24 protein-coding genes are annotated in these 25,017 nt (G+C 63.0%); 14 read left to right on the top strand and 10 right to left on the bottom strand.

Features of this window, described 5'->3' with window-relative positions; genetic code table 11:
- Window positions 1-83 precede the first annotated feature (83 nt).
- The 5 genes from VGP39_RS04680 (at window position 84) to VGP39_RS04660 (ending at window position 5,915) form a co-directional block, all read left to right on the top strand.
- Window positions 84-1,007 (top strand): division plane positioning ATPase MipZ, encoded by a 924-nt coding sequence (locus tag VGP39_RS04680; protein ID WP_327566937.1) that lies wholly within the window; start codon window positions 84-86, stop codon window positions 1,005-1,007.
- A 236-nt stretch (window positions 1,008-1,243) separates the two neighbouring features.
- Complete coding sequence (locus tag VGP39_RS04675; protein WP_327566936.1) at window positions 1,244-3,133, top strand: methyl-accepting chemotaxis protein; 1,890 nt, start codon at window positions 1,244-1,246, stop codon at window positions 3,131-3,133.
- 299 nt (window positions 3,134-3,432) lie between these two features.
- On the top strand, window positions 3,433-4,296 hold the full coding sequence (locus tag VGP39_RS04670) for an alpha/beta fold hydrolase (protein WP_327566935.1): 864 nt from the start codon (window positions 3,433-3,435) through the stop codon (window positions 4,294-4,296).
- A 91-nt stretch (window positions 4,297-4,387) separates the two neighbouring features.
- Complete coding sequence (locus tag VGP39_RS04665; protein ID WP_327566934.1) at window positions 4,388-5,143, top strand: VWA domain-containing protein; 756 nt, start codon at window positions 4,388-4,390, stop codon at window positions 5,141-5,143.
- Window positions 5,144-5,186: 43 nt separating this feature from the next.
- Complete coding sequence (locus VGP39_RS04660) at window positions 5,187-5,915, top strand: DnaJ domain-containing protein (protein ID WP_327566933.1); 729 nt, start codon at window positions 5,187-5,189, stop codon at window positions 5,913-5,915.
- A gap of 238 nt (window positions 5,916-6,153) precedes the next feature.
- On the opposite strand, the gene VGP39_RS04655 is transcribed toward VGP39_RS04660, so the two are convergent.
- Window positions 6,154-7,908: a D-alanyl-D-alanine carboxypeptidase gene (locus VGP39_RS04655; RefSeq protein WP_327566932.1), complete on the bottom strand. Its 1,755-nt coding sequence runs from the start codon at window positions 7,906-7,908 to the stop codon at window positions 6,154-6,156.
- 402 nt (window positions 7,909-8,310) lie between these two features.
- On the opposite strand from VGP39_RS04655, the gene VGP39_RS04650 reads away from it, so the two are divergent.
- Window positions 8,311-8,652, top strand: coding sequence for a phasin family protein (locus tag VGP39_RS04650; RefSeq protein WP_327566931.1), 342 nt, complete (start codon window positions 8,311-8,313; stop codon window positions 8,650-8,652).
- 71 nt (window positions 8,653-8,723) lie between these two features.
- On the opposite strand, the gene VGP39_RS04645 is transcribed toward VGP39_RS04650, so the two are convergent.
- Window positions 8,724-10,085, bottom strand: coding sequence for a pilus assembly protein (locus VGP39_RS04645; protein WP_327566949.1), 1,362 nt, complete (start codon window positions 10,083-10,085; stop codon window positions 8,724-8,726).
- Window positions 10,086-10,582: 497 nt separating this feature from the next.
- Here VGP39_RS04645 and clpS point away from each other — a divergent pair, with 497 nt between their 5' ends.
- On the top strand, window positions 10,583-10,918 hold the full coding sequence (gene clpS, locus VGP39_RS04640; RefSeq protein ID WP_327566948.1) for an ATP-dependent Clp protease adapter ClpS: 336 nt from the start codon (window positions 10,583-10,585) through the stop codon (window positions 10,916-10,918).
- Window positions 10,919-11,089: 171 nt separating this feature from the next.
- A complete protein-coding gene (gene clpA / locus VGP39_RS04635) occupies window positions 11,090-13,513 on the top strand; it encodes an ATP-dependent Clp protease ATP-binding subunit ClpA (RefSeq protein WP_327566930.1) in 2,424 nt (807 codons plus the stop codon).
- A 72-nt stretch (window positions 13,514-13,585) separates the two neighbouring features.
- Here clpA and VGP39_RS04630 read toward each other — a convergent pair whose 3' ends face one another.
- A complete protein-coding gene (locus VGP39_RS04630; protein WP_327566929.1) occupies window positions 13,586-13,942 on the bottom strand; it encodes a PilZ domain-containing protein in 357 nt (118 codons plus the stop codon).
- A 120-nt stretch (window positions 13,943-14,062) separates the two neighbouring features.
- Entirely contained in the window at window positions 14,063-14,998 is a 936-nt protein-coding gene (locus tag VGP39_RS04625) for a glycine reductase (RefSeq protein WP_327566928.1), read from the bottom strand.
- A gap of 86 nt (window positions 14,999-15,084) precedes the next feature.
- Here VGP39_RS04625 and VGP39_RS04620 point away from each other — a divergent pair, with 86 nt between their 5' ends.
- The 5 genes from VGP39_RS04620 to tsaA all read left to right on the top strand — a co-directional run bounded on the left by VGP39_RS04620 (window position 15,085) and on the right by tsaA (window position 18,747).
- Window positions 15,085-16,071, top strand: a complete 987-nt coding sequence (locus tag VGP39_RS04620) for a lytic transglycosylase domain-containing protein (protein ID WP_327566927.1) — start codon at window positions 15,085-15,087, stop codon at window positions 16,069-16,071.
- A 96-nt stretch (window positions 16,072-16,167) separates the two neighbouring features.
- Window positions 16,168-16,905 carry an AzlC family ABC transporter permease gene (locus VGP39_RS04615; RefSeq protein ID WP_327566947.1) on the top strand — a complete coding sequence of 246 codons (738 nt, stop codon included), beginning with the start codon at window positions 16,168-16,170 and terminating at the stop codon, window positions 16,903-16,905.
- Complete coding sequence (locus VGP39_RS04610; protein WP_327566926.1) at window positions 16,902-17,258, top strand: AzlD domain-containing protein; 357 nt, start codon at window positions 16,902-16,904, stop codon at window positions 17,256-17,258. Before VGP39_RS04615 ends, VGP39_RS04610 begins: the two co-directional genes overlap by 4 nt.
- A gap of 14 nt (window positions 17,259-17,272) precedes the next feature.
- A complete protein-coding gene (locus VGP39_RS04605; protein WP_327566925.1) occupies window positions 17,273-18,253 on the top strand; it encodes a tripartite tricarboxylate transporter substrate binding protein in 981 nt (326 codons plus the stop codon).
- A gap of 8 nt (window positions 18,254-18,261) precedes the next feature.
- Window positions 18,262-18,747 (top strand): tRNA (N6-threonylcarbamoyladenosine(37)-N6)-methyltransferase TrmO, encoded by a 486-nt coding sequence (gene tsaA, locus VGP39_RS04600; protein ID WP_327566924.1) that lies wholly within the window; start codon window positions 18,262-18,264, stop codon window positions 18,745-18,747.
- Between the two features lie 161 nt (window positions 18,748-18,908).
- Here tsaA and VGP39_RS04595 read toward each other — a convergent pair whose 3' ends face one another.
- The 4 genes from VGP39_RS04595 to VGP39_RS04580 all read right to left on the bottom strand — a co-directional run bounded on the left by VGP39_RS04595 (window position 18,909) and on the right by VGP39_RS04580 (window position 21,938).
- Window positions 18,909-19,337, bottom strand: coding sequence for an HIT family protein (locus VGP39_RS04595; RefSeq protein WP_327566923.1), 429 nt, complete (start codon window positions 19,335-19,337; stop codon window positions 18,909-18,911).
- Window positions 19,338-19,359: 22 nt separating this feature from the next.
- Window positions 19,360-20,607 (bottom strand): GNAT family N-acetyltransferase, encoded by a 1,248-nt coding sequence (locus VGP39_RS04590; RefSeq protein ID WP_327566922.1) that lies wholly within the window; start codon window positions 20,605-20,607, stop codon window positions 19,360-19,362.
- 98 nt (window positions 20,608-20,705) lie between these two features.
- Window positions 20,706-21,458, bottom strand: a complete 753-nt coding sequence (locus VGP39_RS04585; RefSeq protein WP_327566921.1) for a glycerophosphodiester phosphodiesterase family protein — start codon at window positions 21,456-21,458, stop codon at window positions 20,706-20,708.
- Window positions 21,459-21,470: 12 nt separating this feature from the next.
- Window positions 21,471-21,938 carry a RidA family protein gene (locus tag VGP39_RS04580; RefSeq protein ID WP_327566920.1) on the bottom strand — a complete coding sequence of 156 codons (468 nt, stop codon included), beginning with the start codon at window positions 21,936-21,938 and terminating at the stop codon, window positions 21,471-21,473.
- Between the two features lie 285 nt (window positions 21,939-22,223).
- Between VGP39_RS04580 and VGP39_RS04575 the strand changes: the two genes are divergently transcribed.
- Window positions 22,224-23,054, top strand: coding sequence for a cell envelope integrity EipB family protein (locus tag VGP39_RS04575; protein ID WP_414644567.1), 831 nt, complete (start codon window positions 22,224-22,226; stop codon window positions 23,052-23,054).
- A 130-nt stretch (window positions 23,055-23,184) separates the two neighbouring features.
- Here VGP39_RS04575 and VGP39_RS04570 read toward each other — a convergent pair whose 3' ends face one another.
- Window positions 23,185-24,477, bottom strand: a complete 1,293-nt coding sequence (locus tag VGP39_RS04570) for a DNA polymerase IV (protein ID WP_327566918.1) — start codon at window positions 24,475-24,477, stop codon at window positions 23,185-23,187.
- Window positions 24,474-24,770, bottom strand: coding sequence for a DUF3572 domain-containing protein (locus VGP39_RS04565; RefSeq protein WP_327566917.1), 297 nt, complete (start codon window positions 24,768-24,770; stop codon window positions 24,474-24,476). The genes VGP39_RS04570 and VGP39_RS04565 overlap by 4 nt, the downstream gene beginning before the upstream one ends.
- Window positions 24,771-25,017 lie beyond the last annotated feature (247 nt).

Below are 25,017 nucleotides of genomic sequence, written 5' to 3'. Positions count from 1 at the left end.
GGTCAAGGAATAGAGGGCCTTATCGCGCATTTCGCTTGACCGCCGCCGCGCCCTGATTTGAAGATATCCACAGGGATCAGAATATGTTGGTACAGACCAGTCAGGGGCAGTCCCGCTCGGCGCATGTCGTTGTGCTGGGCAATGAAAAGGGCGGTTCGGGGAAATCCACCACTGCCTTGCATGTCGCCGTTGCCCTGCTCAAAGCCGGCCAACGCGTCGCCACCATCGACCTCGATTGCCGCCAGCAAAGTTTTACCCGCTACATCGGCAACCGGCGGGCCTGGGCGCGCCGCACCGGCCTCACCCTCGAGCTTCCGGTTCATCGCTGCATCAAGCTCGGCGATACTATGCAGATTGCGGACAACGAATCGGCCGAGTTCCTGCAGTTCATGGACGCCGTCAGCACGGTGGAACGGACGTTCGATTTCATCGTCATCGATACGCCCGGATCCGACAGCTATCTGATGCGTCTGGCGCATTCGATGGCCGATACGCTGGTGACGCCGATCAACGACAGCTTTCTGGATTTCGACGTCCTCGGCACCGTTGATCCGGCGACCTATTCGGTGACGGGCGAGAGCCACTACGCCGAGATGGTGCGGGACTGCAGGCGCAAACGCCGCCAGCTCGACGGCGCCAGCACCGACTGGATCGTGGTGCGCAACCGCCTGTCGATGCTGGGATCGCGCAACAAGCAACTCGTCGCCGACGGCCTCAAGGAATTATCGCTTCGGCTGGGTTTCCGCGCAGTCGACGGGTTTGCCGAGCGCGTCGTCTATCGCGAATTTTTTCCGCGCGGCCTGACCGCGCTCGACGACCTCGACGAGGCGACGCTCGGCACCCGCCCAAGTATGGGCCACGTCACCGCGCGCGAGGAGGTCACCAGCCTACTGCGTCAGTTGAAACTGCCGCTCGATGAGCGCGGCCGCCGCCGTGCCGCCAGCCGGGCCGAATGGTTCGCCCAGGTCCACAAGCCGCTCGAAACCCACGACATCATCGGCGCCTGAGATTCTGCATCAAAATGCCGGGCGAGTGCATCATTCCGGCGCGCCTTAAGCAATCGTTAGCCATGTTTGCGGTAGTTTTGCGCTGATTATGGGCAAATTGCCCGGTCGGATCCTGCGCGACGATCTCAACGCCAGCTAGCCGAGGCTTCATGCGGCCCGTTCGCTTTCAACTCCGTCTCACTCACAAGATCGCCGCCATCGGCTGCGTCGGCGTAGTTGGTTTGGCGGCGGTTGGAATGATTTATCAGCAAGGAACCTGGGCCCAGGACGGCTCCCGCAAGGTCGCGGAGGACGCCCGCGCCATCTCCGGCCTTACCAAACGCATCTCGATCGAGATGCTGGAAGCGCGGCGCGAAGAAAAGAATTTTCTGCTGCGCAAGCAGGACTCCTACGTGAAATACCACGCGCAATTGTCCGGCGCGATCGGCCGCAATTTCGACGACCTCAAGACGATGGTCAAGGCCGCCGGATACGCCGATCTGTCGGAGAAGATCGGCGTCATTCACGACGGCTTCGAGAGTTACGGCAATGATTTTGCCACACTGGCATTGGTTCAGGCCAAGATCGGCTTCAATGAGACGGCTGGGCTGACCGGGTCGTTGCGCAAGGCGGTCGATATCGTCGAGGCCGGGGTCAGTCAGGTCAACGATCCCAGGCTAACCAGCCGCCTGCTGACCATGCGCCGGCATGAGAAGGATTTCATGCTGTGGCGCGACGACAAATATGCCGACGAATTCAAGAACGCGGTAGTGGCCTTCAGCCTGGTGCTGATGGAAATGGATTTGCCATATGACATCCAGGAAAAGATTTCGCTGAACCTCAAGCGATATTCGCGCGATTTTGCCGGTTGGGTCAGCGGTGCGCAGGACGTGGCGCGGGCCGAAGCCGACATCATGAAGACCTTCAGCGGTTTCGAGCCGCTGGTCACAGACGCCCTGAAAGAGATCGACCGGCTTGCTGCCATGGCGGACGCTTCGGAAATGGGTTTGCGCGAGGCCATGAAAACCCGGATGGCCGGCGCGCTGGCGCTGGCGGCGCTGATGATGTGCGCGTTGTCATTGCTGTTGGGCCGGGCGATCTCGCAGCCGATTTCCGCGATGACCACTGCGCTAACCAAGCTCGCAGGCGGCGACTTCAACGTCGTCCTGCCAGGGCTGCGCCGCCGCGACGAGATCGGCGAAATGGCCGGCGCCGCCCGGATATTCAAAGACAATATGATCGAGACCGAGCGCTTGCGCGCCGAACAGCTTGCGGACCAGCAGGCCCAGTCGCTCCAGCGCAGGGAAGAACGGCTGCGGCTGGCATCCGGTTTTCAGAACGCCGTTGGCTCGATCGTCGACAAGCTATCTTCCGAGGCGACCGAACTCGAGGCCGCGGCCTCGACGCTGACCAGGACCGCGGAAACGACGCTCGAATTGTCCGGCGTGGTGTCGGGGGCCTCGAGCGAGGCTTCGGGCAATATCCGATCGGTCGCCGCGGCGATCGAGGAGATGACCTCCTCAGTCGGAGAGATCGGCCGGCAGATGCTGGCGTCCAGCGGTATCGCGCAGTCCGCGGTCGAACATGCAAAGACCACCGACGCCCGCATCACCGCGCTGTCGCAGGCGGCGGGCCGGATCGGCGATGTTGTCAAACTGATCACGGGCATCGCCGAGCAGACCAATCTGCTGGCGCTGAACGCCACCATCGAGGCTGCGCGCGCGGGCGACGCCGGCCGCGGTTTTGCCGTGGTCGCGCAGGAAGTGAAGGCGCTGGCGGCGCAGACCGCGAAGGCGACAGAGGAGATCGACATCCAGATTTCCGGCATGCAGTCGGCCACGGGAGAATCGGTCGAGGCGATCAAGGAGATTGGCGTGGTGATCATGCGGATTTCCGAGGTGTCCGGGATCATTGCCGCGGCGGTGGAAGAGCAGGGCGCGGCAACGCGCGAGATCGCCCGCAATGTGCAGATGGCCTCCAGCGGCGCGGCCCAGGTCGGCAGCGCCATCGCCGATGTGCATCAGGGGGCGGCAGATACCGGCTCGGCTTCGGGCCAGGTACTGGCGTCGGCGCAATCGCTGTCGAGCCAGGCCAGCCAGCTCAAGCTTGAGGTCGACAATTTCCTGGCGTCGATCCGGGCTGCCTAGGCCGGAAAAGCCGCCTCGCTGGCCGTTTCTGATGCCGGTTTAGAGGGGAACATTCGGCCCCGCCCTCCGTTTTATGTACGTCTCTAGACACGTGTGAACCGACTTGAGCTGTGCGCCTGATTTTCGAGGCACAGCAAGGCCTTGTTGCTGCCTCAAGTTTGGTGCGGTGCACAAAGATATTGCGGCGAATTCACAATTTTTGACCTTTGTGTCACGTCGCTGTGACCTATATTATCGACAAGGACCGGAGAGTCCGAACGCAGAAGTTGGGATTGATCTCAAGGCGTACAGGGAAGAACATGAAGCGTGGAATTGTAATTCTGCTCTCGGTTTGCGCGGTGCTCGTCGTCGGATATTTCACTGCAAGCAAATGGGCGATCCGTCACGAGACGCTGACATTCTACGATCCCGCGCGAGATAATCGCCCGGTCCCTGTCTATGTTGCCGTGCGCTGGGACAAGGAAATGCAGGCCAACGCCGGCATGATCAAGCTGCCGGTTGCGATTCTTAATCACGGCAACACCGTCAAAAATTCCGAGTACTCGTTTCTCGCAAACGTCTTCGCGGCGCGCGGTTATCTGGCGCTCAGCCCTCAGCACGACCTGCCGGCCGATCCGCCCATGGTGACCAAGGTCGGTGAACTCTATGTCGGCCGTCTGCCGCAAATTCAGCGCGGCGTCGCCAACATCCATTTTGCCGTCGAGGAAATGAAGAAAGTTCAGCCCAACGCCGACTACGCCAGGGTGACCATGGTGGGACATTCGATGGGCGGCGACATCTCGATGTATTTTGCCAAGGAGTATCCGGATCAGGTGAAGAAGGTCGTCACGCTGGACAATCTGCGCGTGCCCTTCCTGACCGACGCCAAGTTCAAGATCCTGTCATTCCGCTCCAAGGATCCGGTCTTCAAGGCTGACCCCGGTGTCGTTCCCGACGACGACGTCTGCGAGAAGTCCGGCATCACGGTGGTCAACACCGACTTCCAGCATAACGACATGCGTGACACCGGTCCGGACAACGTCAAGTCGACTATTCAGGGCATGCTCGACAAGTTTCTGAACGACAGCGACAGTAGCGAGGTCGCGCCGGTGCCTACGAAAACTCCGGATGTCCTGACGAATGCGCCGGGACCGGTCGCCATGGGCAAGCCGGTGCCGAACTAGCGGCTCGAGTCAGTCATCTCCGGATCAAGTTCGGTGCATTGACCTGCGCGGAGACGAGCGCCACATAAGCTTGCAGCTATTGCGAGCCGTCATGTCCCGCGAACCGACCAAACCAAGATCTGGCAGCGAAGTTTCGCCTGCGTCCGGCAAGCCCGGCGCGGTGCCGGAAATAAAGCCCTCGGCTGCGGAAGAAATCGCCGCCTTCGTCGCCAGGGCGCGCGCGATGTCGCCGCACGCGCCGGGAGCAAAAGGCCGGCTGGTGTTCGCGCTCGACGCCACGATGAGCCGGCAGCCGACATGGGACATGGCCTGCGCGCTGCAGGCCGACATGTTTCGCGAGGCGGCCGCGATCGGCAGCCTCGATATCCGATTGGTCTATTATCGCGGTCTCAACGAGTGCCGCGCCAGCAACTGGATTTCCGATACCGGCCACCTTGCCCGGCTGATGAGCGGGATCGCGTGCCAGGGCGGCAATACCCAGATCGGCAAGGTATTGGCTGAGGCGCGACGCGAGGCGGTGGCCTCCGGTGTCCGTGCGGTGGTGTTCGTCGGCGACGCCATGGAAGAGCCGATCGACGATCTCTGCGCCAGGGCGGGCGAACTCAGCTTGCTTAAGGTCCCGGTGTTCATGTTTCAGGAAGGCCATGACGACGTCGCCGAGCACGCGTTCCGCGAAATCGCCCGGCTGACCGGCGGCGCCTGGAGCCGGTTCGATCCCGGTGCTGCGGCACAGTTGCGCGAGCTGCTGCGGGCGGCGGCGGCGTATGCGGCGGGTGGACGCGGCGCGCTTTTGCGTCTGTCGCGCCCCGGCAGCGGCGCCGCGCAACTGCTCGGGCAGATGAAGTAGCCGGCCGCTTTCGCTGTAGCCGCCAACATACTATCTATTGCCGATGCCTACGCTGATCGCCGGCGCCGTCGCCGTCATTGTGCTCTACATGCTGCTGCAGATGTTCCGCGCGGCCAATCCGGTCGTGCTTGCCCGCGCGATCAAGATCGGGGGCGGAGTGGTGGCGCTGGCGGGGGCCGCCTTTACCGGCATCAAGGGCGAACTCGCAGTAGCGATTCCGCTCGGCATTTTCGGCGCGGGGCTGCTGGGCTGGTCGCCATTCGGGGCATCGGGCTTCAGCAGTATCGGCGGGCTGTTCGGCTCCCGCACCAAACGCTCGCCGGGACAGGCCTCGCAAGTCCGCTCGCAATTTCTGGAGATGGCGCTGGATCACGACAGCGGCGAACTTAGCGGCCGGATCGTGGCCGGGCCCCACGCCGGCCACGCGCTGGACGAATACGATCTGCCACAGCTGGCGGCGATGATGACCGGCTTCGATGCCGAGAGCGTCGCGCTACTTGAAAGCTATCTGGACCGCAGGTTTCCCGCCTGGCGTCAGGACGCGCAGGCAGACGCGGCACCGGGGCAGCGCCGCACGGCGGCGAGCGGCAAAATGACGAACGAGGAGGCCTATCAGATCCTTGGCCTGCAGCCGGGGGCGACGAGCGAGGAAATCGGGCGCGCGCACCGCGCCCTGATGAAGAAATTGCATCCCGACCAGGGGGGGTCGACGTACCTGGCCGCCCGTGTAAACGAGGCCAAGGACACTCTGCTTCGCACTCATCGCAGCTAACTCCGGCACGCACCCAAACGCTACTAACCGCGAGTCTGCTTCTGCTTGTCTCCGATTGACGCCCGTGCCGCCCGCCGTTATCCGGCGTTGTCGATCGTGGTTACCTATTTGTAGCGGCTAATCCTTGACGAGAGGTTTTCGCCGCCCGGAATTGTGTGTCGACAGGTGAAAAAGCGAATGGCCGAAGCAAAGCCCCGGCCACTGCAAACACAAAACGCTCTGTGATTGCTATCGCCGATCAGTTCCTGATGGTGATGCAGGAAATGTCGGAGCGCTTCAGGGTCCGGCACACCGCTTCGGCCTGATCGCGGTCGAGGCCTGCAAACCGGGCGCGGAACAGCTTCTTCTCGCCCTTGGCGACCACCGGCTCGGTGAACGAATCGGCCTTTCCGAGCATGCCGCGGGCCTGATCGCGCGCGGCTTCCAGGCGCTGCCGTGCTTCGCCTTCGGTTTCCAGCGCGCCGACCTGAATGATCCATCCGGTCCGGGCCGCAACCGGTTTGATCGCGCCGTTCTGTTGAATGGCTTGCGGCTGCGCATGGGAGGAGTCGGAGGACGCCATCGCCTGCGAGGTGGGTACGCTCGATGCCGGCAGCACGCCGAGCAGGCCGCGCCCGGTGCCGTGGTTCGCCGGCTGCGGCGGCATCTCCGCCTTGTTCAACTCGGCTCTGGCGACCAGCGAGCCCGACGTTTCCGGCACGTCGGCGCGCACAGGCGGGATCGCATTGGTGACCGCCGGCTGCGCAGGACCGGCTGACGCCAGCTTTATCTGCCCGGCCCTGATCTGGACCGTTTTCACCCGTACCGGCTTCATCGGCTCCGATGAACCGGGGATGGCGGCGATCTGCTGGGTCTGGATCACGCCGCTGGTGAGCGGAGCGGGCTCCGGTTTCGCCGGCGCCGGCGGCAGCGCTGCCGTCGCGTTGGCGATGATCGAGGGTTTGGTAACAAGCGGCGCTGGTCGCATCGGCGCGGCTTCCTCCGGCGCTGCCGATGCCACCTGCATGGCGCCCTGGACCTGAACCATCTGGGTCGGCCGCGACTGGGCCTGATCCTCGGCAATATCGGCATTGGCATCCGACGGGCTGCGTTCGGTGATTGCGGCCACGGTGCGTTTGCCCGCGGCCTTTTCGAGGTTCTCCGCGAGCAGGTTGCGCATGATGGCGTCGCGCGAGCCGCCGCTGCGGCCGCCCAGCACCACGCCGACAATGTGGCGGTTGCCGCGCCGCATCGAGGTCACGAGGTTGAAGCCGGACGCGCGGGTGTAACCGGTCTTGATTCCGTCCACGCCTTCGACGTTGCCGAGCAGCTTGTTATGATTGCGGATCGAACGGCCGTGGTAATTGAACGCGCTGATCGAGAAGTATCGGTAATAGCGCGGGAAACGGTCCTGGATGGCGCGGCCGAGGGTGGCTTGGTCGCGTGCGGTGGTGACCTGATCGCTGTTAGGAAGTCCCGAGGCATTACGGTACACCGTGCGGGTCATGCCGAGCGCGCGCGCCTTGCGGGTCATCAGCTTGGCGAAATCGTCTTCATCGCCGGCAATGGCTTCGGCGATCACGGCCGCAGCGTCATTGGCCGAACGCGTCACCAGTCCCTTGATGGCGTCCTCAACCTTGATGGTCTGGCCCGGGCGCAAACCGAGCTTGGTCGGGGCTTGTTCGGAAGCGTGCTCGGAAACGTCCATTTCGCTGTCGAGCTTGAGTTTGCCGGCGTCGAGACGCTCGAACAGCAGATAAAGCGTCATGATCTTGGTCAGGGAGGCGGGGTGACGCAACGCATCGGGATTGCTGGCGGAGAGTGTCGCGCCTGAATTGGCGTCAACGATGATCGAGGCAAACGCCGGGCTGTAGCTCGACTGGTGACGGACGTGGTTCCGGTGCCTGTGGCGCCGCGCATCGGCAGTGTCGGTGGTGAAGATGACGACGGTGGTGATGGTTGCAAGCCCGAGAACGCAAGCCCGGAGGGCGCGTGTTGAGGTTGTGCGAAACATGAACTTCCCCGTCCCCAATTTCACTCTAGATCACCGGTCCGTGAGGCTAAATTATGCCCAACGGCCGCTGACTGCCTCGGCCGAAAGCATTCGACACGGACGATCCTCTCGGCGGGGATGGCGGATCAGATCGCCATTCAAGCTAAGATGCTGCGTCGACGTGGGTTTTCGACTTTCCGACCGGAGCATGAAACAACGTAGAGAATCAAGGTAGGTCGCCCAAGTTTCCAAAGGGTTAAGCAACCCTTGCAAGCGGCAACTGCCTTTGCGGTTAAATGGATATTTGTGCGTCGCACAATATTCTTGACTTATATTGTGCGGTGCACTATATAGTTGTCATGGTCAGGGAGCCGGAACCTCCCGGCAGATCAAGTTTACATCAGTCTGGGAAAGGACATCATCGTGGTTAAAGTCGAAGAGATTCAGCAGTACGGCAAAGAGCAGTTCGACACGGTCGTTGCGTCGGCGAACACGCTCCAGAGCGGCTTTCAAGCCATCGCCACCGCCTATGGCGACTACACCAAGAAGTCGTTTGAAGACACCAAGTCATTCGTCGAGAAGCTGGCCGGCGTGAAGTCGCTGGACAAGGCGCTCGAAGTGCAGACCGAATACGCAAAATCGGCCTACGAGACGTTCGTGGCGGAGTCGCAGAAGATCGCCGGCCTCTACGCCGATCTCGCCAAGCAGACCTACAAGCCGATCGAAGGCCTGGTCGCGAAATTAAGCCCGGCCGCTGCGCGCTAATTCAGGCGGCTCCCGAGAAAATAAAAAGCCCGGCCATTGCGGCCGGGCTTTTTTGATTCGGATCGGCGTTCTTATTTGGCGACGCGGAGTTTCGAGAGCGATGTCCCGATCGAGTTGAACACGGTGGCCGTCTGGCTCGCCGTTGTCACCACATAGAAGTTCTGCGAACCGCTGGCACAGTATTGCAGGACGGAAGACACCGGATCGGGCGGCGAGCCGGTATTGACGTGAACCGTATAGATCGTGACGCCGGCAGCTTTGGCGTTATCGCACAGGATTTTCTGGCGCGCATCGATCTGCGCGGCGTTGCCGTACCATCGGTTTTGCGTGTTCAAGCCATCGGACAGCAGCACAATCGCGTCCTTGTAGGTGTAGTTGGGGTCCTTAGCCGGCGCGTTGAATGGGGCGGATTGGGTTAGCGTCATCCAGGCCCATGCCATGCCGATTCCCTGGTTGGTGTTTCCGGTCGGCTGCATGTTGCCGATCAGGGTTTTGATGGCGCTCCAGTCGTAGCTCAGCGGCATGATTGGCTGCAAATACGGGTTGTTGCCTGGCTTGCAGAATTTCTCTCCGTAGGAGACGTATTCTTCGGCCGGAAAGCGCGTGGCGCTGCTCGTCGGTGCCGTGTTCTTGGTGTCATAGTCCTGATCGCGGTCGGTGACACAGCCGGTCCAGGTATCATGGTCGTCCGGTACCCAAACGGAGGTTTTGCAGTTGCCGTTCTTTTTGTATTTGGTGCACTCGTCGGCTCCGTTCGCCGCATCCCAGTCGGTCCAGTCGATCCAGCTTTGGTTATAGTTGCTGGCGCCGACATTGACGTCCTTGGCGAACGGTATGATCGAGATGTAGATATCGCCAGCGGTCTTGGCGAACCCACTCAGCTGGTCCACCAGGGCCTTGGCGGCGCTCTGCATCGCCGGCATTTTGCCGTCCTCGGCCATCGATCCGGTGTTGTCGAGCGCCATTGCGACGCGCATCCGCACGTTACCCCAGGCGGTCGTCGAAGTACCGTTGAAATTGATAGTGGGGAAGCCCGCGACCTTCAGGAAGTCGGTGGTCACCGCGCCCGATCCGTTCACCTGGATCGTGGAGCCGATGGAACTGCTGGCCGTATAATTGGCGGTGACCGCCACCGATTTGGCGTCCGGATTGGTGTAGAGCGCGGTGAAATAGCTCGACGCCTTCGTGTTAACCTGCGAAGGCGTGATGGCGCCTTCGGAGAGGTCCTTCGAGAGCATCAGCGCCGTTGAGTCGAGCGCCGCCTGCATCGAGGACCGCGCGCTGTTGGCGCGGGTATAGTCGACCGCCGCGCCGATGAAGCTGAGGATTGGCAACAGCGCGATGCCGAAGAGCACGGCGATATTGCCCTCGTCAGCCCGGATAAACCGGGTGGCGGCGCCGCGAACCTGATGGCGAAGTGATGCACTGGACATGTTTGTCACCGGAAAAAGGGTTTCTGCCCCCATTTCGGCCGCCACGACTAAACAGGTGGTAAAGCGGTGCTGAAAAAATCGGTAAATAGCCGCATATCCTGGCTTTCGGCCCCGGTTAGCTGCAGCCATTGTCAACAGGCGCTAAACGGCGGACGGCGGCATTTTGTCAATCAGGGCAGGATCGATTAACCTTCGGAAGCGCGCCGGCGCCGGGAATCAGCTACCAGGCACGGCACATCCAGGGATTGTCCGCGCGCTTGCGGCGGGCCGGATGCTGTCCCATATTCCTGTTATCGATCCAGCAAAGGGATCGGCGCCGGCCGGGAGCGGCGATTCGGAAAGCTTGCCGAGAAACCTGACGATGGCTCCACTCAAGGACCATCGGCTGGTCGCTGTCCGGTTTTCCTGTGGGGATTTCGAATACTTAAGCCATGCTGCAGCCGCCTTCAAACATCGATCCGTCCGCGACAACCCGAGGCATCGCCTCTGTTCCCCGAATGGGCAAAAACGACGAGGGCCGGCCCGGTGGACCAAGCGGTCCTGCCACATCGGTCATCACCAAGGTCAAGCCGAAGACGAAACGTCCGAATCTGTACCGCGTCCTGATATTGAACGACGATTACACCCCGATGGAATTTGTCGTTCATGTGCTGGAGAAATTCTTCCAGAAGGATGTCGAAGCGGCAACCAAGATCATGCTGCACGTTCATCATCACGGAATCGGGGAGTGCGGCGTTTTTACCTACGAAATTGCCGAGACCAAGGTGACGCAGGTGATGGATTTCGCCCGAAAGCACCAGCATCCTTTGCAATGCGTGATGGAAAAGAAGTAGCTTTGGCGTGCAACCGCCTGAAAACGGGAACGGGTCTTGCATCGAATTTTCCAGCGGATGCGAGCGACGGAACCGACCTTTCGCCATGATCAAGGGTGACTATATGACAAAGGTTGTTGTTGCCTGACGCGGCAACGGCGATCATGATGGCGGGGGCCATAGAGGACGCGAATGCCGACTTTTTCTCAAAGCCTTGAACAATCCCTGCATCGCGCCCTCGCGATCGCAAACGAGCGCCACCATCAATATGCGACGCTCGAACACCTGCTGCTGTCGCTGATCGATGATTCGGACGCGGCGGCGGTGATGCGGGCCTGCAGCGTGGATCTCGACAAGCTGCGCACCAGCCTGGTCAATTATCTTGAAACCGAATTCGAAAACCTGGTGACCGACGGCGTCGACGACGCCAAGCCGACCGCGGGCTTTCAGCGCGTGATCCAGCGCGCGGTGATTCACGTCCAGTCATCGGGTCGCGAAGAGGTGACCGGCGCCAATGTCCTGATCGCGATCTTCGCCGAGCGCGAGAGCCATGCCGCGTATTTCCTGCAGGAGCAGGACATGACGCGCTACGACGCCGTCAATTACATCAGTCACGGCATCGCCAAGCGGCCCGGGGTCTCCGAGGCGCGCCCGGTGCGCGGCGTCGACGAGGAGACCGAATCAAAGAACGGCGAAGACTCCAAGAAAAAGGGCGACGCGCTCGATACCTATTGCGTGAACCTCAACAAGAAGGCGCGCGACGGCAAGATCGATCCGGTGATCGGACGAAATTCGGAAATCAACCGGGCGATCCAGGTGCTGTGCCGCCGGCAGAAGAACAACCCATTGTTTGTAGGCGAGGCCGGCGTCGGCAAGACCGCGATTGCGGAGGGACTTGCCAAGCGTATCGTCGACAGCGAGGTGCCGGAGGTGCTGGCGGCGGCAACCGTGTTCTCGCTCGACATGGGCACGTTGCTGGCGGGCACGCGCTATCGCGGCGACTTCGAGGAGCGGCTGAAGCAGGTTCTCAAGGAGCTCGAAGCGCATCCCAATGCGATCCTGTTCATCGACGAAATCCATACCGTCATCGGCGCCGGCGCCACGTCCGGCGGCGCCATGGATGCCTCCAATCTGCTCAAGCCTGCCCTCGCGTCGGGCACGATCCGCTGCATGGGTTCGACTACCTACAAGGAATACCGGCAGCATTTCGAGAAGGATCGCGCGCTGGTGCGCCGGTTCCAGAAGATCGACATCAACGAGCCGACGGTCGAGGATGCCATCGCGATCCTTAAAGGTCTGAAGCCGTATTTCGAGGACTATCACCGGCTGAAATACACCAACGAGGCCATCGAGGCCGCGGTTCAGCTTTCCTCGCGCTACATCCACGACCGCAAGCTGCCGGACAAGGCGATCGACGTGATCGACGAATCCGGCGCCGCGCAGATGCTGGTTGCCGAAAACAAGCGCAAGAAGACCATCGGCATCAAGGAGATCGAGACCACCATCGCCACGATGGCGCGGATTCCGCCAAAGAGCGTATCCAAGGACGACGCCGAGGTGCTGAAGCACCTCGAGCAGACGCTGAAGCGCGTCGTGTTCGGCCAGGACAAGGCGATCGAGGCGCTGTCGGCGTCGATCAAGCTGGCGCGCGCCGGCTTACGCGAACCGGAGAAGCCGATCGGCTCCTACTTGTTTTCGGGTCCGACCGGCGTCGGCAAGACCGAGGTGGCCAAGCAGCTGGCGGAGTCGCTCGGCGTCGAACTGATCCGGTTCGACATGTCGGAATATATGGAACGCCATACCGTATCGCGTCTGATCGGCGCGCCTCCCGGCTATGTCGGCTTCGACCAGGGCGGCCTGCTCACCGATGGCGTGGATCAGCATCCGCATTGCGTGGTGCTGCTCGACGAAATCGAGAAGGCGCATCCGGATCTTTACAATGTGCTGCTGCAGATCATGGACCACGGCAAGCTGACCGACCACAACGGCAAGGCGGTCAACTTCCGCAACGTTATCCTGATCATGACCACCAACGCCGGCGCCGCCGATCTGGCGCGGCAGGCGTTCGGCTTCACCCGCAACAAGCGGGAAGGCGACGATCATGAGGCGATCAACCGGCAGTTCGCGCCTGAATTCCGCAACCGGCTCGACGCGATCATTTCGTTCGCGCATCTCAATGCCGAGGTGATCGGCATGGTGGTGGAGAAATTCGTGCTGCAGCTCGAGGCCCAGCTTGCGGACCGCGACGTCACCATCGAATTGTCGGAACCCGCGAAGGCCTGGCTCATTCAGCACGGCTACGACGAGCAGATGGGCGCGCGGCCGATGGCCCGCGTAATCCAGGAGCACATCAAGAAGCCGCTGGCGGACGAGGTGCTGTTTGGCAAGCTGAAGGGCGGCGGCCACGTCCGCGTCGTGCTAGTCAAGGACGAGGCGGACACCGAGCCCGGTCAGGAAAAAATCGGCTTCGAGTATCTCGACGGGCCGGTCACGCCGAAGCCGGAAAAGCTTCCGGGCGCGCGCAAGCGCAATCCGCCGCGCAAGCCGAAACCGGGCGGCCCGCCCAGCGGCGGCTCGAAAGGCCCGGCCTCACGCGGTCCGCTGGTCAAGGTGTAGACCGGATTGCAGCGCAAACTGAAGAAGTCGGCGCCTCTCACGACAGCCGGTTTTTTTCTTTGCACGGGAATGTCAGTGCTCGGACAACAGTTGCGTGAGCCTGTTCTGGAGTTTGCGCCGCTCCAGTTCGGATGCGCGCAGCTTGCGTGCCCAGTCAATCGGGACCGGATCGTTATTCCGCAACGGCCGGAACGCGACGCCGGCCGCGTTAGGCTGACGCCAGATAATTTTTGCCAAAAACGCGCGGCTCTTTCTGGGGATCACGAGATCGACCTGGTCCGGCAACAGGGCGGCATTTTCGAATTCGACTTTCGCGCCATGATCGGAAAAATTGCGGACCACGCAATCCATCGTCGATTGACGTTGGTTAAAGGCAACAACGCCGCTGTAGATGACGCGGGCGCGAGCAGTTTGCCGTCGGTCGATCATGATCGCCTCCCGTGTTAACGTTTTGCTAACACTACGGCGTCGGCTTGCGCGTGCATACGTGGAACTTTGCAATCCTGTTCTTAAGGTAAACCGGATGCCGCGTGCCGGCGGCTCCCTTTTTTACGCCGCGCCCTCGCGGATGCCGCGCGCGATCGCTTTCTGAGCGTCGAACTCGCGCCGCCGCCGCGCCAACTCCTCGCCGCTTATCTGCGCGATGTTGTTGTAATCGCGCTTCCAGGACCCGTCCGCGCTCCAGCGCAGCGGCGACTGCACCGTGGTCTGCGCACCCGGTGCGGCTTCCAGCACCCGCAGCGCCAGTTCCAGCGTGAATCCTTGCGAGTCCGGATCGTGCGGCCTGCCGGCCGAATTGCCGAGCGGAAAATCGCTGAACACAAAGCGCGGCACCGCGGCGTGCTCGACGATATCCTTGGCGCAGCCCATCACTACCGTAGAGATGCCGTTGGCCTCCAGATGCCGCGCGACCAGGCTGATGGTCTGATGACACACCGGGCAGTTCGGCACCAGCACCGCGGCCTCCACGCCGTCGGCGCGGCAGCGTGCCAGGATTTCAGGAGCGTCGGTCTCGATGGTGACGCGATGGCTGCGGTTGGTCGGCGCGCCGAAGAAGCGCGGCGCGACCTCGCCGATCCGTCCCAAGGCCGCGAGCCGCTGCAATTGCGGCAGCGGAAACCAGGTGCCGCTGTCGTCGGCCGAGGTGTGGACGCGGTCATAGGCGATGTGGGAAATCCGAAGGTCGTGCGGTTTCGAGGTGTCGCCGTCATAGACCGAATAGAATTTGGCGCCGCCGTTGTATTTCGCGCCGGGCCCCTGATCGCCCCTGGCGGGATCGAACGGGGCCGCCGTGGTGACGATGGCGACGCGGGATAGGCTAAGGGGTTTGCGCAGCGGCTGAAACGGCGCGTCTGTGTAGTGCGCCCAGCGGTAGGGCGTCTCATAGCCGATCGCCTGATAATAGTCGCGCGTCCGCGCCATGTAGGGAATCGGCGCGTCGTCGTCTGGTGCGAATCCGAGCGCTTGATCCGAAGCTGCGGTCATATCTTGCGCTCCCACATGTGCGCCATCATTCTTCAATAGCTAGCTGGTCGGTTCCGTGTGTCAAGCACGGCCAACGGGAAGCTCACATGACGCTGCGAAAAGTCATAGGTCTGCGGTTACTTTGCGCCGCTCTGGCCTGGTCGTCATGCGCTGCGGCGATTGGGCAGAATGCGTTGCCCGGTAGGGAGGCCGCACGGCCAAGCGTAGAAGAGCTTGCCGTCCCGACGGATGAAAGGAAAGCCGAGCTGCAAAAGCCGGAAACCGCGCGCGATACCGACACGCGCGAGTCGATGTGCCTGATGATCGAGTCGGCGGCGAAATCGCAGGACCTGCCGCTGGAATTCTTCGCGCGCGTGATCTGGCAGGAAAGCCGGTTTCAGGCCGACGCCATAGGTCCGATGACGCGCCGCGGCCAGCGCGCGCAGGGCATCGCGCAATTCATGCCGGGCACCGCCAGCGAGCGGCGGCTGCTCGATCCCTTCGATCCGGTGCAGGCGTTGCCGAAATCGGCGGAATTCTTGAACGAGCTGCGCGGCCAGTTCGGCAATCTCGGCCTCGCCGCGGCGGCTTATAATGCCGGGCCGCGGCGGGTGCAGGAATGGCTCGCCGGCACCGGCCATATGCCGTCGGAGACCCGCAATTACGTTTTCGCCATCACGGGTACCTCGGTCGACGACTGGGCCGCGGCGGGCAAAAGCGGCAAACCTCTGGACCGCGCGCCGACGACCAGTTGCCGCGGTCTGATGGCGCTGCTGAAGCGCGCGCCCAATCCCTTCGTTACCGAACTTGAACAGCACGTGAAACTCAGCGCTGCACGAGCGTGGGGCGTGCAGCTCGCGGCCGGCTTCGATCGCAATCGGGCGCTTGCAATGTATGCCCGCGCAATGAAGCGGCTGAGCGCCGTGATCGGCGACCAGGATCCCAGCCTGCTTGGCACGACGTGGCGCAGCCGGGGTGTCCGGACGTTCTACCAGGTGCGCATCGGCGCCGACACGCGCGTAGCCGCCGACGATCTCTGCAACCGGATTCGCCGCGCTGGCGGCGCCTGTTTTGTGCTGCGAAACAGGGGCTGACGGACGATTGCAGGGCTGCCGTGAACCGCGGCTCGCTTGACGCGGGGTGCGTTTCAGCAGCGTTATGCCATCATAATTCACGTGTTCCGGGTGCCCGTGCCGCTTCCCGCGCTCGATTCTCCAGAATGGCAAAGCTCCACGCGTGCGTTCGTGTGGGGTCTGCGCTCGGTCGCTTCGACGGTCCTCACTCTGGTGCTGTTCGCGACCTATCTTGGCATCGGCGCGCTCGCGCATGACACCCGTTTCAGCCTGGGATGGGTGCTGGCCAGCACGGCCCTGGTCTGGGCAGGGCCGGCGCAGATCATTCTCATCTCGACATTGGGTTCCGGTGCGACGGTAATACAGGCGGCGATCGCGGTCACTGTCAGCGCGATCCGGCTGTTCCCGATGGTGGTGTCGGTGCTGCCGATGCTGCGCACGCCGCGGACCAAACGGCGGCATCTGATCCTGCCGACCCACTTCATCGCGGTTACCTTGTGGGTGGAGTGCTTTCGGCTGCTGCCGCAGGTGCCGCGCGGACGGCGCGTGGCCTTCACCAACGGGCTCGGCCTCGGCCTGCAGGCCGTCTGCCTCACCGCAACCAGCATCGGCTACGGCCTCGCAGCCAATTTGCCGCCGCTGCTGGGCGCTGCGATCCTGCTGCTGACGCCGCTGGCATTCCTGTTGAGCACCGCGCGAAATTGCCGGCAGCTTTCCGACGTCCTCGCACTGGCATTGGGGCTGGGGCTGTTTCCTTTTGTGTCGATGCTGCACACCGGCGTCGACATCCTGATCAGCGGCGTGTCGGCGGGCAGCATTGCCTACGGCGTGCACTGGTGGCGGGAGCGCGCATGAGCGATTTCGTCGGCCATTTCTTTGGCGACTGGCATGCGCTGATGGCGATGCTGCTGGCGGGATTCCTGCCCAACGAGGTCTGGCGCATGCTGGGGCTGTGGCTCGGCGGCGGCGTCGACGAAGGTTCCGAACTGCTGGTCTGGGTGCGCGCGGTCGCAACCGCCATTCTTGCCGGCGTGATCGCGCAGATATTGGTGTTCCCGCCGGGCGCGCTGGCGAGCGTGCCGGGCTTTTTGCGTTATGGCGCGGTGGCGGCGGGGCTAGTGGCTTTTATAGTGACACGCAGATCGATCTTAGCTGGCGTGGTCTGCGGCGAGGTTGTTATGCTTGCCGGCAAATGGTGGCTGGGCTGACGGGGGAAACGAAGATGTTGAACGCACGATCCACCGCGATCTCATGCCTGGCAATCGCCGCCGCGCTGCTTGCGAGCAATGTTCGCGCCGCCGAATATCCGGTGCGCCCCATAAAACTCGTTGTTCCCTATGCCGCGGGCGGGCCGACCGACGTCCTCGGCCGGCTGGTCGCCGAGTTTCTCGGCCGGGACCTCAAGCAGGCGACCATCGTCGAGAACAAGGCCGGCGCGCAGGGGGCGATCGGCGCTGAAGCCGTGGCCCGCGCCGAGCCCGACGGCTACACGCTGTTCGTCTCGGCGGCGTCGATCATCGTGCTCAATCCGATGCTCTACAAGAAGCTGCCCTACGATCCGGTGAAGGATTTTCGGATGCTGGCGCTGGTCACCGATCTGCCGGTGGTAATGGAAATCCACCCCTCGGTGCCGGCGAAAACGGTGGGGGAATTCGTCGCCTATGCGAAACAAAATCCCGGCAAGCTGAATTTCGGCTCGGCCGGTACCGGCGGCACCATTCATCTCGCTGGCGAGATGTTCAAACAGATCGCCGGCGTCGACATGGTTCATGTGCCCTACAAGGGTGCGGGCCCGGCGCTCACCGACCTGCTCTCGGGCAATATCCAGGTGATGTTCGACACGCTGAGCACCGCGCTGCCGCCGGTAAAATCCGGACTGTTGCGACCCTTGGGCGTCAGTTCGGCGCAGCGAAGCCCCGACCTTCCCGATGTCCCGACCATCGCGGAGAGCGGCTATCCGGATTATGTCGTCAGCGTCTGGTACGGCATCGCTGCGCCCGCGAAACTGCCGGAAGACGTCGCACAGAAGATCAGCGCAAGCCTCGATCGGGCCCTGAATGATGACGCATTTCGCGCCTCGCTGGAAAGGATCGGCTTTCCCGTGTTCCGTCCGCGCAGCCCCGCGGCGATCGCGGAATTTATTGACGCCGACCGCGCACGATGGTCGAAGGTCATAAGAGCGCAGAACATAACACTGGATTGAATCTTAAGATGGTCAGCGAGAGCGAAATCCGCGAAGGCGAAACCACGGTTGACCCGCCGAAGGCGCGCGACGCCGGGCTGGTCTTTATCGGCCGCATCCGCACCCCCTGGACCTCGCGCCTGATGACCCCGCGGCAGGGGCGTCATGACGGCCCGGTGTGCCGGCTGGAGATTTTCGAGCCGTGGGTCCCGGCGCTGCAGGGCGTCCATTTCTACTCGAACCTGGAAGTGATCTACTGGCTGCATCAGTCGCGCCGCGACCTCGTGCTGCAGAGCCCGAAGAACGACGCTTCGACCCGCGGCACGTTTTCGCTGCGCTCGCCGGTGCGGCCCAACCCGATCGGCACCTCGATCGTCAAGCTGGTCGGCATCGAGGGCAACCTCGTGCTGGTCCGCGGCCTCGATTGCCTCGACGAGACTCCGCTCCTGGACCTCAAGCCCGACCGCTGCGAATTCACCCCGCTGGCGCAAGCGGGCGATTTGGACACGGAATAACACGCGAATCCGTCATCCTGAGGTGCTCACCTGACGGCGCTAAGCGCCGTCAGGTGAGCCTCGAAGGATGAATGTTCTGGAGGGCTGCCTCCCGACGCCGTCGCCCTTCGAGGCTCGCCGAAGACGGCGAGCACCTCAGGATGACGGCTCTCTAACGTCGGTCACGCGCTCTTCAGCGCGGCGATCAGCTTGGTGGCATTGTCTTCCAGCACCTTCGCGTCTTCCTTGCGGCTGGCGGGGGGAAGCAGCGCGATGCCGTTGTGGCGCGGCATCACATGCATGTGCAGGTGAAACACCACCTGGCCGCCGGCGGCCTCGCTGAATTGCTGCAGGGTGATGCCGTCGGCGTCGAACGCCTGCATCGCCGCGCGGGCGATGGTGCGGGAGGCGCGCGCGACATGGGCGAAATCTTCCGGCTCAATATCGAGAATGTTGCGGGCCGGCGCCTTCGGAATAACCAGCGTATGGCCTGACGTGCGCGGCATGATGTCGAGGAAGGCGAGCGCGTGGTCGTCCTCAAAAACCTTGTAACAGGGAAACTCGCCGCGCAGGATTTTGGCGAAGATGTTGTTGCTGTCATAAGCGGTCATGGCTGCTCCCTGCATCTGCTCATCAAGACGGCTCGCCGGTCTTGCGGAACGGGCCGGCGTCGGTCAGTTCGCGCACCGCTTCGGCCACATACCGCCGCTCACGCCCGAGATACTCCCGCACTGCGCGGCGCAGGCCGGGATCGACGATGTAATGCGCGGAGTAGGTGGTCTGCGGCAGGTAGCCGCGCGCGATCTTGTGTTCGCCCTGCGCGCCGGCCTCGACCCGCTTCAGGCCACGCCGGATCGCAAAATCGATGGCCTGGTAGTAGCAGACCTCGAAATGCAGGAACGGGTGGTGCTCGACTGCGCCCCAGTTGCGTCCGAACAGCGCATCCGAGCCGATGAAATTGATCGCGCCGGCGATCCAGCGCCCGTTACGCCTCGCCATCACCAGCAGCACATCCCTGGCCATGCTCTCGCCGACCAACGAAAAGAACGCGCGGGTGAGGTAGGGCCGGCCCCATTTTCGCGAACCGGTTTCCATGTAGAAATCGAAGAACGCATCCCACGCGTCCTCGGTGATGTCGCCGCCGGTCAGCGCATGAATCGTGATGCCGTCGGCCACCGCCTCCCGGCGCTCCCTGCGGATCGCCTTGCGATGCCGCGAGTTGAGCGAGCCGAGGAAGTCCTCGAACGTCCCATAGCCTTCATTGTGCCAGTGGAACTGCTGGTCGGTCCGCTGCAGAAAACCGTTCTCGGCGAGGAATTTCCATTCCTGCTCGGGCGCAAATGTGACGTGAACCGAGGAGGCTTCGGTCGCGTCGCACAGCGCGACCAGTCCAGCTGCGAGCGCTCCGCGGATCGGTTCCGTATCGACGCCGTCGCGGATCAGCAGCCGCGGTCCCGTCGCCGGAGTGAACGGGACCGAGGCCTGGAGTTTTGGATAATAGCGGCCGCCGGCGCGCTCATAGGCGTCGGCCCAGCCGCGGTCGAACACGTATTCGCCTTGCGAATGCGATTTCAGATAGCATGGCACGATGCCGGCGATCGCGCCGTCGAGCCGGGCGATCAGATGGCGCGCGGCCCAGCCGGTCCGCGCACAGGCCGAACCGGACGCCTCCAGCGCGGCAAAAAAAGCGTGTGAAACAAATGGGTTGTATTCGGTCGTTGAACGGCAGCACGAATTACCTGTGAAACCGGATGAAGCCGGTGGATGCAGGCCATTGTCCGGGCCGGGATCGGTCGAGGGGGTTGCGCAGGTATCCCATTGGTCGGCCTGAATCTGGCTGACCGACGATACCGCTTCGAGGGAAATTTCGGATGATGTCATCGACAACTTGAACCGGTCACATTGCGATCAGCCTTCGATTGCGGTGACCCGCGCTAAAGATCGTGCATTGCACAGGCGACTTCAAGTGCTTCGGCGGCTCAGGCTTCCGGCCGGAACCGTTCGAAAATGATCTGGTCGGCGTGGCGAGCGGCGAGTGCCCGCTGTTCCGGCGTACGCACCGTCCAGGTCAGCAGTGGGCAGCGGAAGATGTTGCGGGCGATCCAGGGCGCTGCGGCGGGCAGGTCGTTTACGTAGTAAGCCACGAAATGCGGCTGGGTCCGGAAGGCATGGCACAGATGCAGCATGCCGGCGCGCTGTGCCGGCGTCGCTTCCGGCCACTCAGCCTCGGTATATTCGCGCTCGGCGACGATGCCTCGCGGCCGTGTCGGAATGAGCTCCCGCAGCGCGATCACCTGGTCCGGATCGAACGACATCCCGGCCGCGGGTCCCGCATAGGACGCCAGCACTTCGGCCATCCGCGTGACAAGTTTGCGGTCGCCGTCAAAATGGCTTTTCACCTCGATCAGCAGCGGCACCCGGCCCGCGACCAGCGCGCAGAGGTCGCCGAGCGACATCATCCTTTCCCTTGTGTCGTTGAACTTAACCTGTTTGAGTTCGGCCGAGGTCTTGCCGAGCAGCGCGCCGCGGCCTTGGGTGAGGCGGCCGAGTTCGTCGTCGTGATGCACCATCGCTTCGCCGTCCGCAGCGAGCTGGATGTCGCACTCGATGGCGAAATTCCCCGCAATCGCGGCGGCAGCCGCGCCGGGCATGTTCTCGACCATGCCGTGGGCGCGGTCGTGCAGTCCGCGATGGGCCACCGGCCGTGCGGTCAGCCAGTCCGGCGCCCGCATCCGCGTCCTCCGCTACGCGACCTCGAACAGGCCTTCGACCTCGACCGCGGCATCGGCCGGCAGGGAAGCGACGCCGACGGTGGTGCGAGCGTGGCGCCCCTTGTCGCCGAAGGCTGCCACCATCAGGTCGGAGGCGCCGTTCAACACCTTGGGCCCGTCGACGAAATCGGGAGCCGAATTGACAAAACCGCCGAGCCGGACCACGCGCACCACCTTGTCGAGGTCGCCGAGCGCGGCCTTGATCTGGGCCAAGAGGTTGATGGCGCAGCCGCGCGCCGCGGCGTTGCCTTGCTCGACGGTGACGCCGGCCCCGAGCTTGCCCTTGGCGATCAGCTTGCCTTCGGGATTGACGCAGACCTGGCCGGACACGAACAGCAGGTTGCCGGTGCGCACGAAGCCGACATAATTCGCTACCGGAGCTGCGGCCTCGTGCAAGGTGATGCCCTGTGCCGCCAGTTTCTGCTCGACCGTACCTGCCATGTTTCTCCCCAAGCATTCATTTTCGCGCCCGATTTCCTACACGTAACACGCTGGGCCGGCCTATTTCGCCTATCACTTAGCCACATGCAAGCGAGGCCGGATCGACCTCGGCTGGCGCGTGCTATTCCATTCGCGTCCGAAAATATGGCAATTCGGCACCCGATTCGCGGGTTTCCGGGTGCGGCCTGGTTGCGGCGCAATAGCGCGGCCATTATTGTAGGGATTCTCATCGCGGGAGGCGGCATGGGTCGTTCGAACCAGATTTCGCATTTTGGCGCCGGGGCAATGACGGTTGCCGCGATCGCCTTCGTTTCGCCCTTCGGTGGCAACGCCGCGGATGCCGCGGCCGGCGCGCCGTTTCTGCCGCATCAGGCGCTCTATGAACTGAGCCTGGTGAAGTCGCGCGGCAGCACCTCGATCGAGGCCGCGCGCGGCCGCATCCTGTATAATTTTTCCGGCAGCGCCTGCGAGGGCTATACCTCGGATTTCCGCCAGGTTTCCGAACTCGACAGCGGCGAGGGCAAGACCACGCTCAGCGATCTGCGCTCCACCAGCTGGGAGGATGGCGCCGGCAAGAGTTATCGCTTCAAGATCGATACCAGGATGAACAACGGCGATCCCAGCGCGGTCGACGGCATCGCCGAGCGCACCGGCGACCGTATCTCCGTCAAGCTGAAGCAGCCGGTCGCCAAGACCTTTATGCTCGACGGCAGCACGGTATTCCCGACCGAGCAGATCCAGCGCATCATCGCCGCCGCCAAAGGCGGCAAGTCCGTGCTCGAACTGAGCGTCTATGACGGCTCCGACAACGGCGAGAAGGTCTACAACACGCTGTCGGTGATCGGCAAAGCGATCTCCGGCGACCGCGAGATTGCGTCCCCGGATCCGTCCACCGCCAACGCCAAGATGAAGGCACTGACGCGCTGGCCGGTCACGGTCAGCTATTACGACCGCGACGCCAAGGCCAAGGACGGCGAGCAGACCCCGGTCTACGCGATGTCGTTCGAACTCTACGAGGACGGCGTCTCGCGGGCGCTGGTGCTCGACTACAACGATTTTGTGATTTCCGGGAAGATGGGCAAATTCGACGTCAAGGACTCGAAGCCGTGTAAGTGACGGATGGAGCCGGAGACTCCATCCGTTCATGCGCGGGCTTGACCCGCGCATCCATCTTCTTCTTCGCAAGAGTATTTCGAAGCGGATGGATTGCCGGGTCAAGCCCGGCAATGACGGCGGTTGGTGTGGTTCACCCTGCCTTCTCCGGCCCGTCATAGGCGATGCCGCGGATCACCGCGGCGCTGCCGAATTTCTTGCGCAAATCGTCCATCGCGCGTTCGGCGTGGGCGGAGCGGCGGTCGAGCATGTCGGTGTCGTCGGCCACAGAGCCCGGACGAAGCGCGCTGACGCCGGTGCCCATCAGCCGGAACGCGGTGCCGTCGACCTCCCTGGCCAGCATTTCGCGCGAAGTTGCAAAAATCTTGGCGGCCAACTGGGTCGGCGAATGCACGGTCTGCGAGCGGGTACGCTGCCTGAAATCGGCGGTCTTCAGTTTCAGCGTAATGGTCGATCCCGCCAGATCGCCGGTCTTGAGCCGCGAGGACACCTTTTCCGACAGGCGCCACAGCAGCCTTTCCAGCGTCGCGAAATCGCGGATGTCGGTCTCGAAGGTGGTTTCGCTGGAAATCGTCTTGGCGCCGCGGTCCGGCACCACCGCACGGTCGTCGATGCCGCGCGCCAGCCGCCACAGCCTGCGGCCCTCGAGCGAAAACTGCTTCATCAGCTCGATCTCGTCGGCGCGCTGCAAATCCGCGATGGTGCGAAAACCGCGCTGCGACAGCCGCTCCTGGGTAGCCGGGCCGACGCCGAAGATGAAGCCGACCGGTTTTGCGGCGAGCAATTCCCGCGCCTCGTCCTGGTCGAGCGCCGCAAAACCTCTGGGCTTGTCGAGGTCGGAGGCGATCTTGGCCAGGAATTTGTTGCAGGACAGGCCCACCGATACCGTGATGCCGATGTCGCGCTCGACCTGGCTTGCAAAGCGCGCCAGCACTTTTGCCGGGATCATGCCGTGCACGCGCTGGGTACCGGCAAGGTCGAGGAACGCCTCGTCGATCGACAGCGGTTCGACCAGCGGCGTCAGCGCCTGCATGGCGTGGCGCACCTCGCGCCCGACCCGGACATATTTCGCCATGTCGGGCCGGATCACGGTGGCGTGCGGACACAGCGCCAGCGCCTTGAACATCGGCATCGCCGAGCGCACGCCGAAGGTGCGCGAAATGTAGCACGCCGCCGCCACCACGCCGCGTTTGCCGCCGCCGATGATGACAGGCCTGTCCGCAAGCTCCGGATTGTCGCGCTTTTCGACGGTGGCATAGAACGCGTCGCAATCGATGTGGGCCAGCGTCAGCGCGGCCAAAGCGGGATGACGCACCAGCCGCGGCGAGCCGCAGGCGCTGCATCGCCGTGTCGAAAAATCGAGGTCAGCCAGGCAATCGCGGCAAAAGCACCGCGGTCCGTCCGGCGCTGGCGCGGTCGCGGTCACGGCACGTCGCGCTCCCAGTTTTCACCCAGCGCCTGGCGCGCGGCGGCGATGTTGGTCGGGTGAAGCCCGCTTGCGTCGGCGAACGCCTTTACCGTTTGGTCGTCGCGCAGCACGAAATCCAGCACGCTGACAAGGAATTGCGGGTCTGATGCGGCCGAGCGCAGGGTTTCCGGTCCGATGCCGCTTTCGGCCAGGAAGGCGCCCAGCCGCTCGGGCTCGCCGGCGACGAAGGAAAGCGCCTGAATCGCCACGATTTCAGCCACTTCGCGGGCGTTATGCACACGCTTTGTCATCCCTGCTGTTTGCCTTTCCGTAACCTATGGCCTCTAATTTGGAACCATCATGCCCGAGTCTGCAGGAACGTGCTCAAGCAAGTCCAAACCGCTCCGCAGAAAGATCGCACTCGGGCTTAACAGGTTAGAGCGAATCTGGCGCTAATTTGAATTCGCCGTCGAGCGCATTCGACGGCGCGGCTGCATCGGGCTGCCGGAACCGGCTGACGGGAGGGGCGGGATGGCAAAAACCGTCCTGATCGTGGAG

Origin of the sequence: Bradyrhizobium sp., from assembly GCF_036009065.1 — a bacterium.
Lineage (GTDB): Bacteria > Pseudomonadota > Alphaproteobacteria > Rhizobiales > Xanthobacteraceae > Bradyrhizobium.
Note: the sequence above shows the minus strand (reverse complement) of the source record. Positions and strands in the feature narration are given on the sequence as shown.

Coding starts and splice junctions, on each gene's coding strand:
- VGP39_RS04680 (WP_327566937.1), top strand. CDS start 84: ATGTTGGTACAGACCAGTCAGGGGCAGTCCCGCTCGGCGCATGTCGTT.
- VGP39_RS04675 (WP_327566936.1), top strand. CDS start 1,244: ATGATTTATCAGCAAGGAACCTGGGCCCAGGACGGCTCCCGCAAGGTC.
- VGP39_RS04670 (WP_327566935.1), top strand. CDS start 3,433: ATGAAGCGTGGAATTGTAATTCTGCTCTCGGTTTGCGCGGTGCTCGTC.
- VGP39_RS04665 (WP_327566934.1), top strand. CDS start 4,388: ATGTCCCGCGAACCGACCAAACCAAGATCTGGCAGCGAAGTTTCGCCT.
- VGP39_RS04660 (WP_327566933.1), top strand. CDS start 5,187: ATGCCTACGCTGATCGCCGGCGCCGTCGCCGTCATTGTGCTCTACATG.
- VGP39_RS04655 (WP_327566932.1), bottom strand. CDS start 7,908: ATGTTTCGCACAACCTCAACACGCGCCCTCCGGGCTTGCGTTCTCGGG.
- VGP39_RS04645 (WP_327566949.1), bottom strand. CDS start 10,085: ATGTCCAGTGCATCACTTCGCCATCAGGTTCGCGGCGCCGCCACCCGG.
- clpS (WP_327566948.1), top strand. CDS start 10,583: ATGGGCAAAAACGACGAGGGCCGGCCCGGTGGACCAAGCGGTCCTGCC.
- clpA (WP_327566930.1), top strand. CDS start 11,090: ATGCCGACTTTTTCTCAAAGCCTTGAACAATCCCTGCATCGCGCCCTC.
- VGP39_RS04630 (WP_327566929.1), bottom strand. CDS start 13,942: ATGATCGACCGACGGCAAACTGCTCGCGCCCGCGTCATCTACAGCGGC.
- VGP39_RS04625 (WP_327566928.1), bottom strand. CDS start 14,998: ATGACCGCAGCTTCGGATCAAGCGCTCGGATTCGCACCAGACGACGAC.
- VGP39_RS04620 (WP_327566927.1), top strand. CDS start 15,085: ATGACGCTGCGAAAAGTCATAGGTCTGCGGTTACTTTGCGCCGCTCTG.
- VGP39_RS04610 (WP_327566926.1), top strand. CDS start 16,902: ATGAGCGATTTCGTCGGCCATTTCTTTGGCGACTGGCATGCGCTGATG.
- VGP39_RS04605 (WP_327566925.1), top strand. CDS start 17,273: ATGTTGAACGCACGATCCACCGCGATCTCATGCCTGGCAATCGCCGCC.
- tsaA (WP_327566924.1), top strand. CDS start 18,262: ATGGTCAGCGAGAGCGAAATCCGCGAAGGCGAAACCACGGTTGACCCG.
- VGP39_RS04595 (WP_327566923.1), bottom strand. CDS start 19,337: ATGACCGCTTATGACAGCAACAACATCTTCGCCAAAATCCTGCGCGGC.
- VGP39_RS04590 (WP_327566922.1), bottom strand. CDS start 20,607: ATGACATCATCCGAAATTTCCCTCGAAGCGGTATCGTCGGTCAGCCAG.
- VGP39_RS04585 (WP_327566921.1), bottom strand. CDS start 21,458: ATGCGGGCGCCGGACTGGCTGACCGCACGGCCGGTGGCCCATCGCGGA.
- VGP39_RS04580 (WP_327566920.1), bottom strand. CDS start 21,938: ATGGCAGGTACGGTCGAGCAGAAACTGGCGGCACAGGGCATCACCTTG.
- VGP39_RS04575 (WP_414644567.1), top strand. CDS start 22,224: ATGACGGTTGCCGCGATCGCCTTCGTTTCGCCCTTCGGTGGCAACGCC.
- VGP39_RS04565 (WP_327566917.1), bottom strand. CDS start 24,770: ATGACAAAGCGTGTGCATAACGCCCGCGAAGTGGCTGAAATCGTGGCG.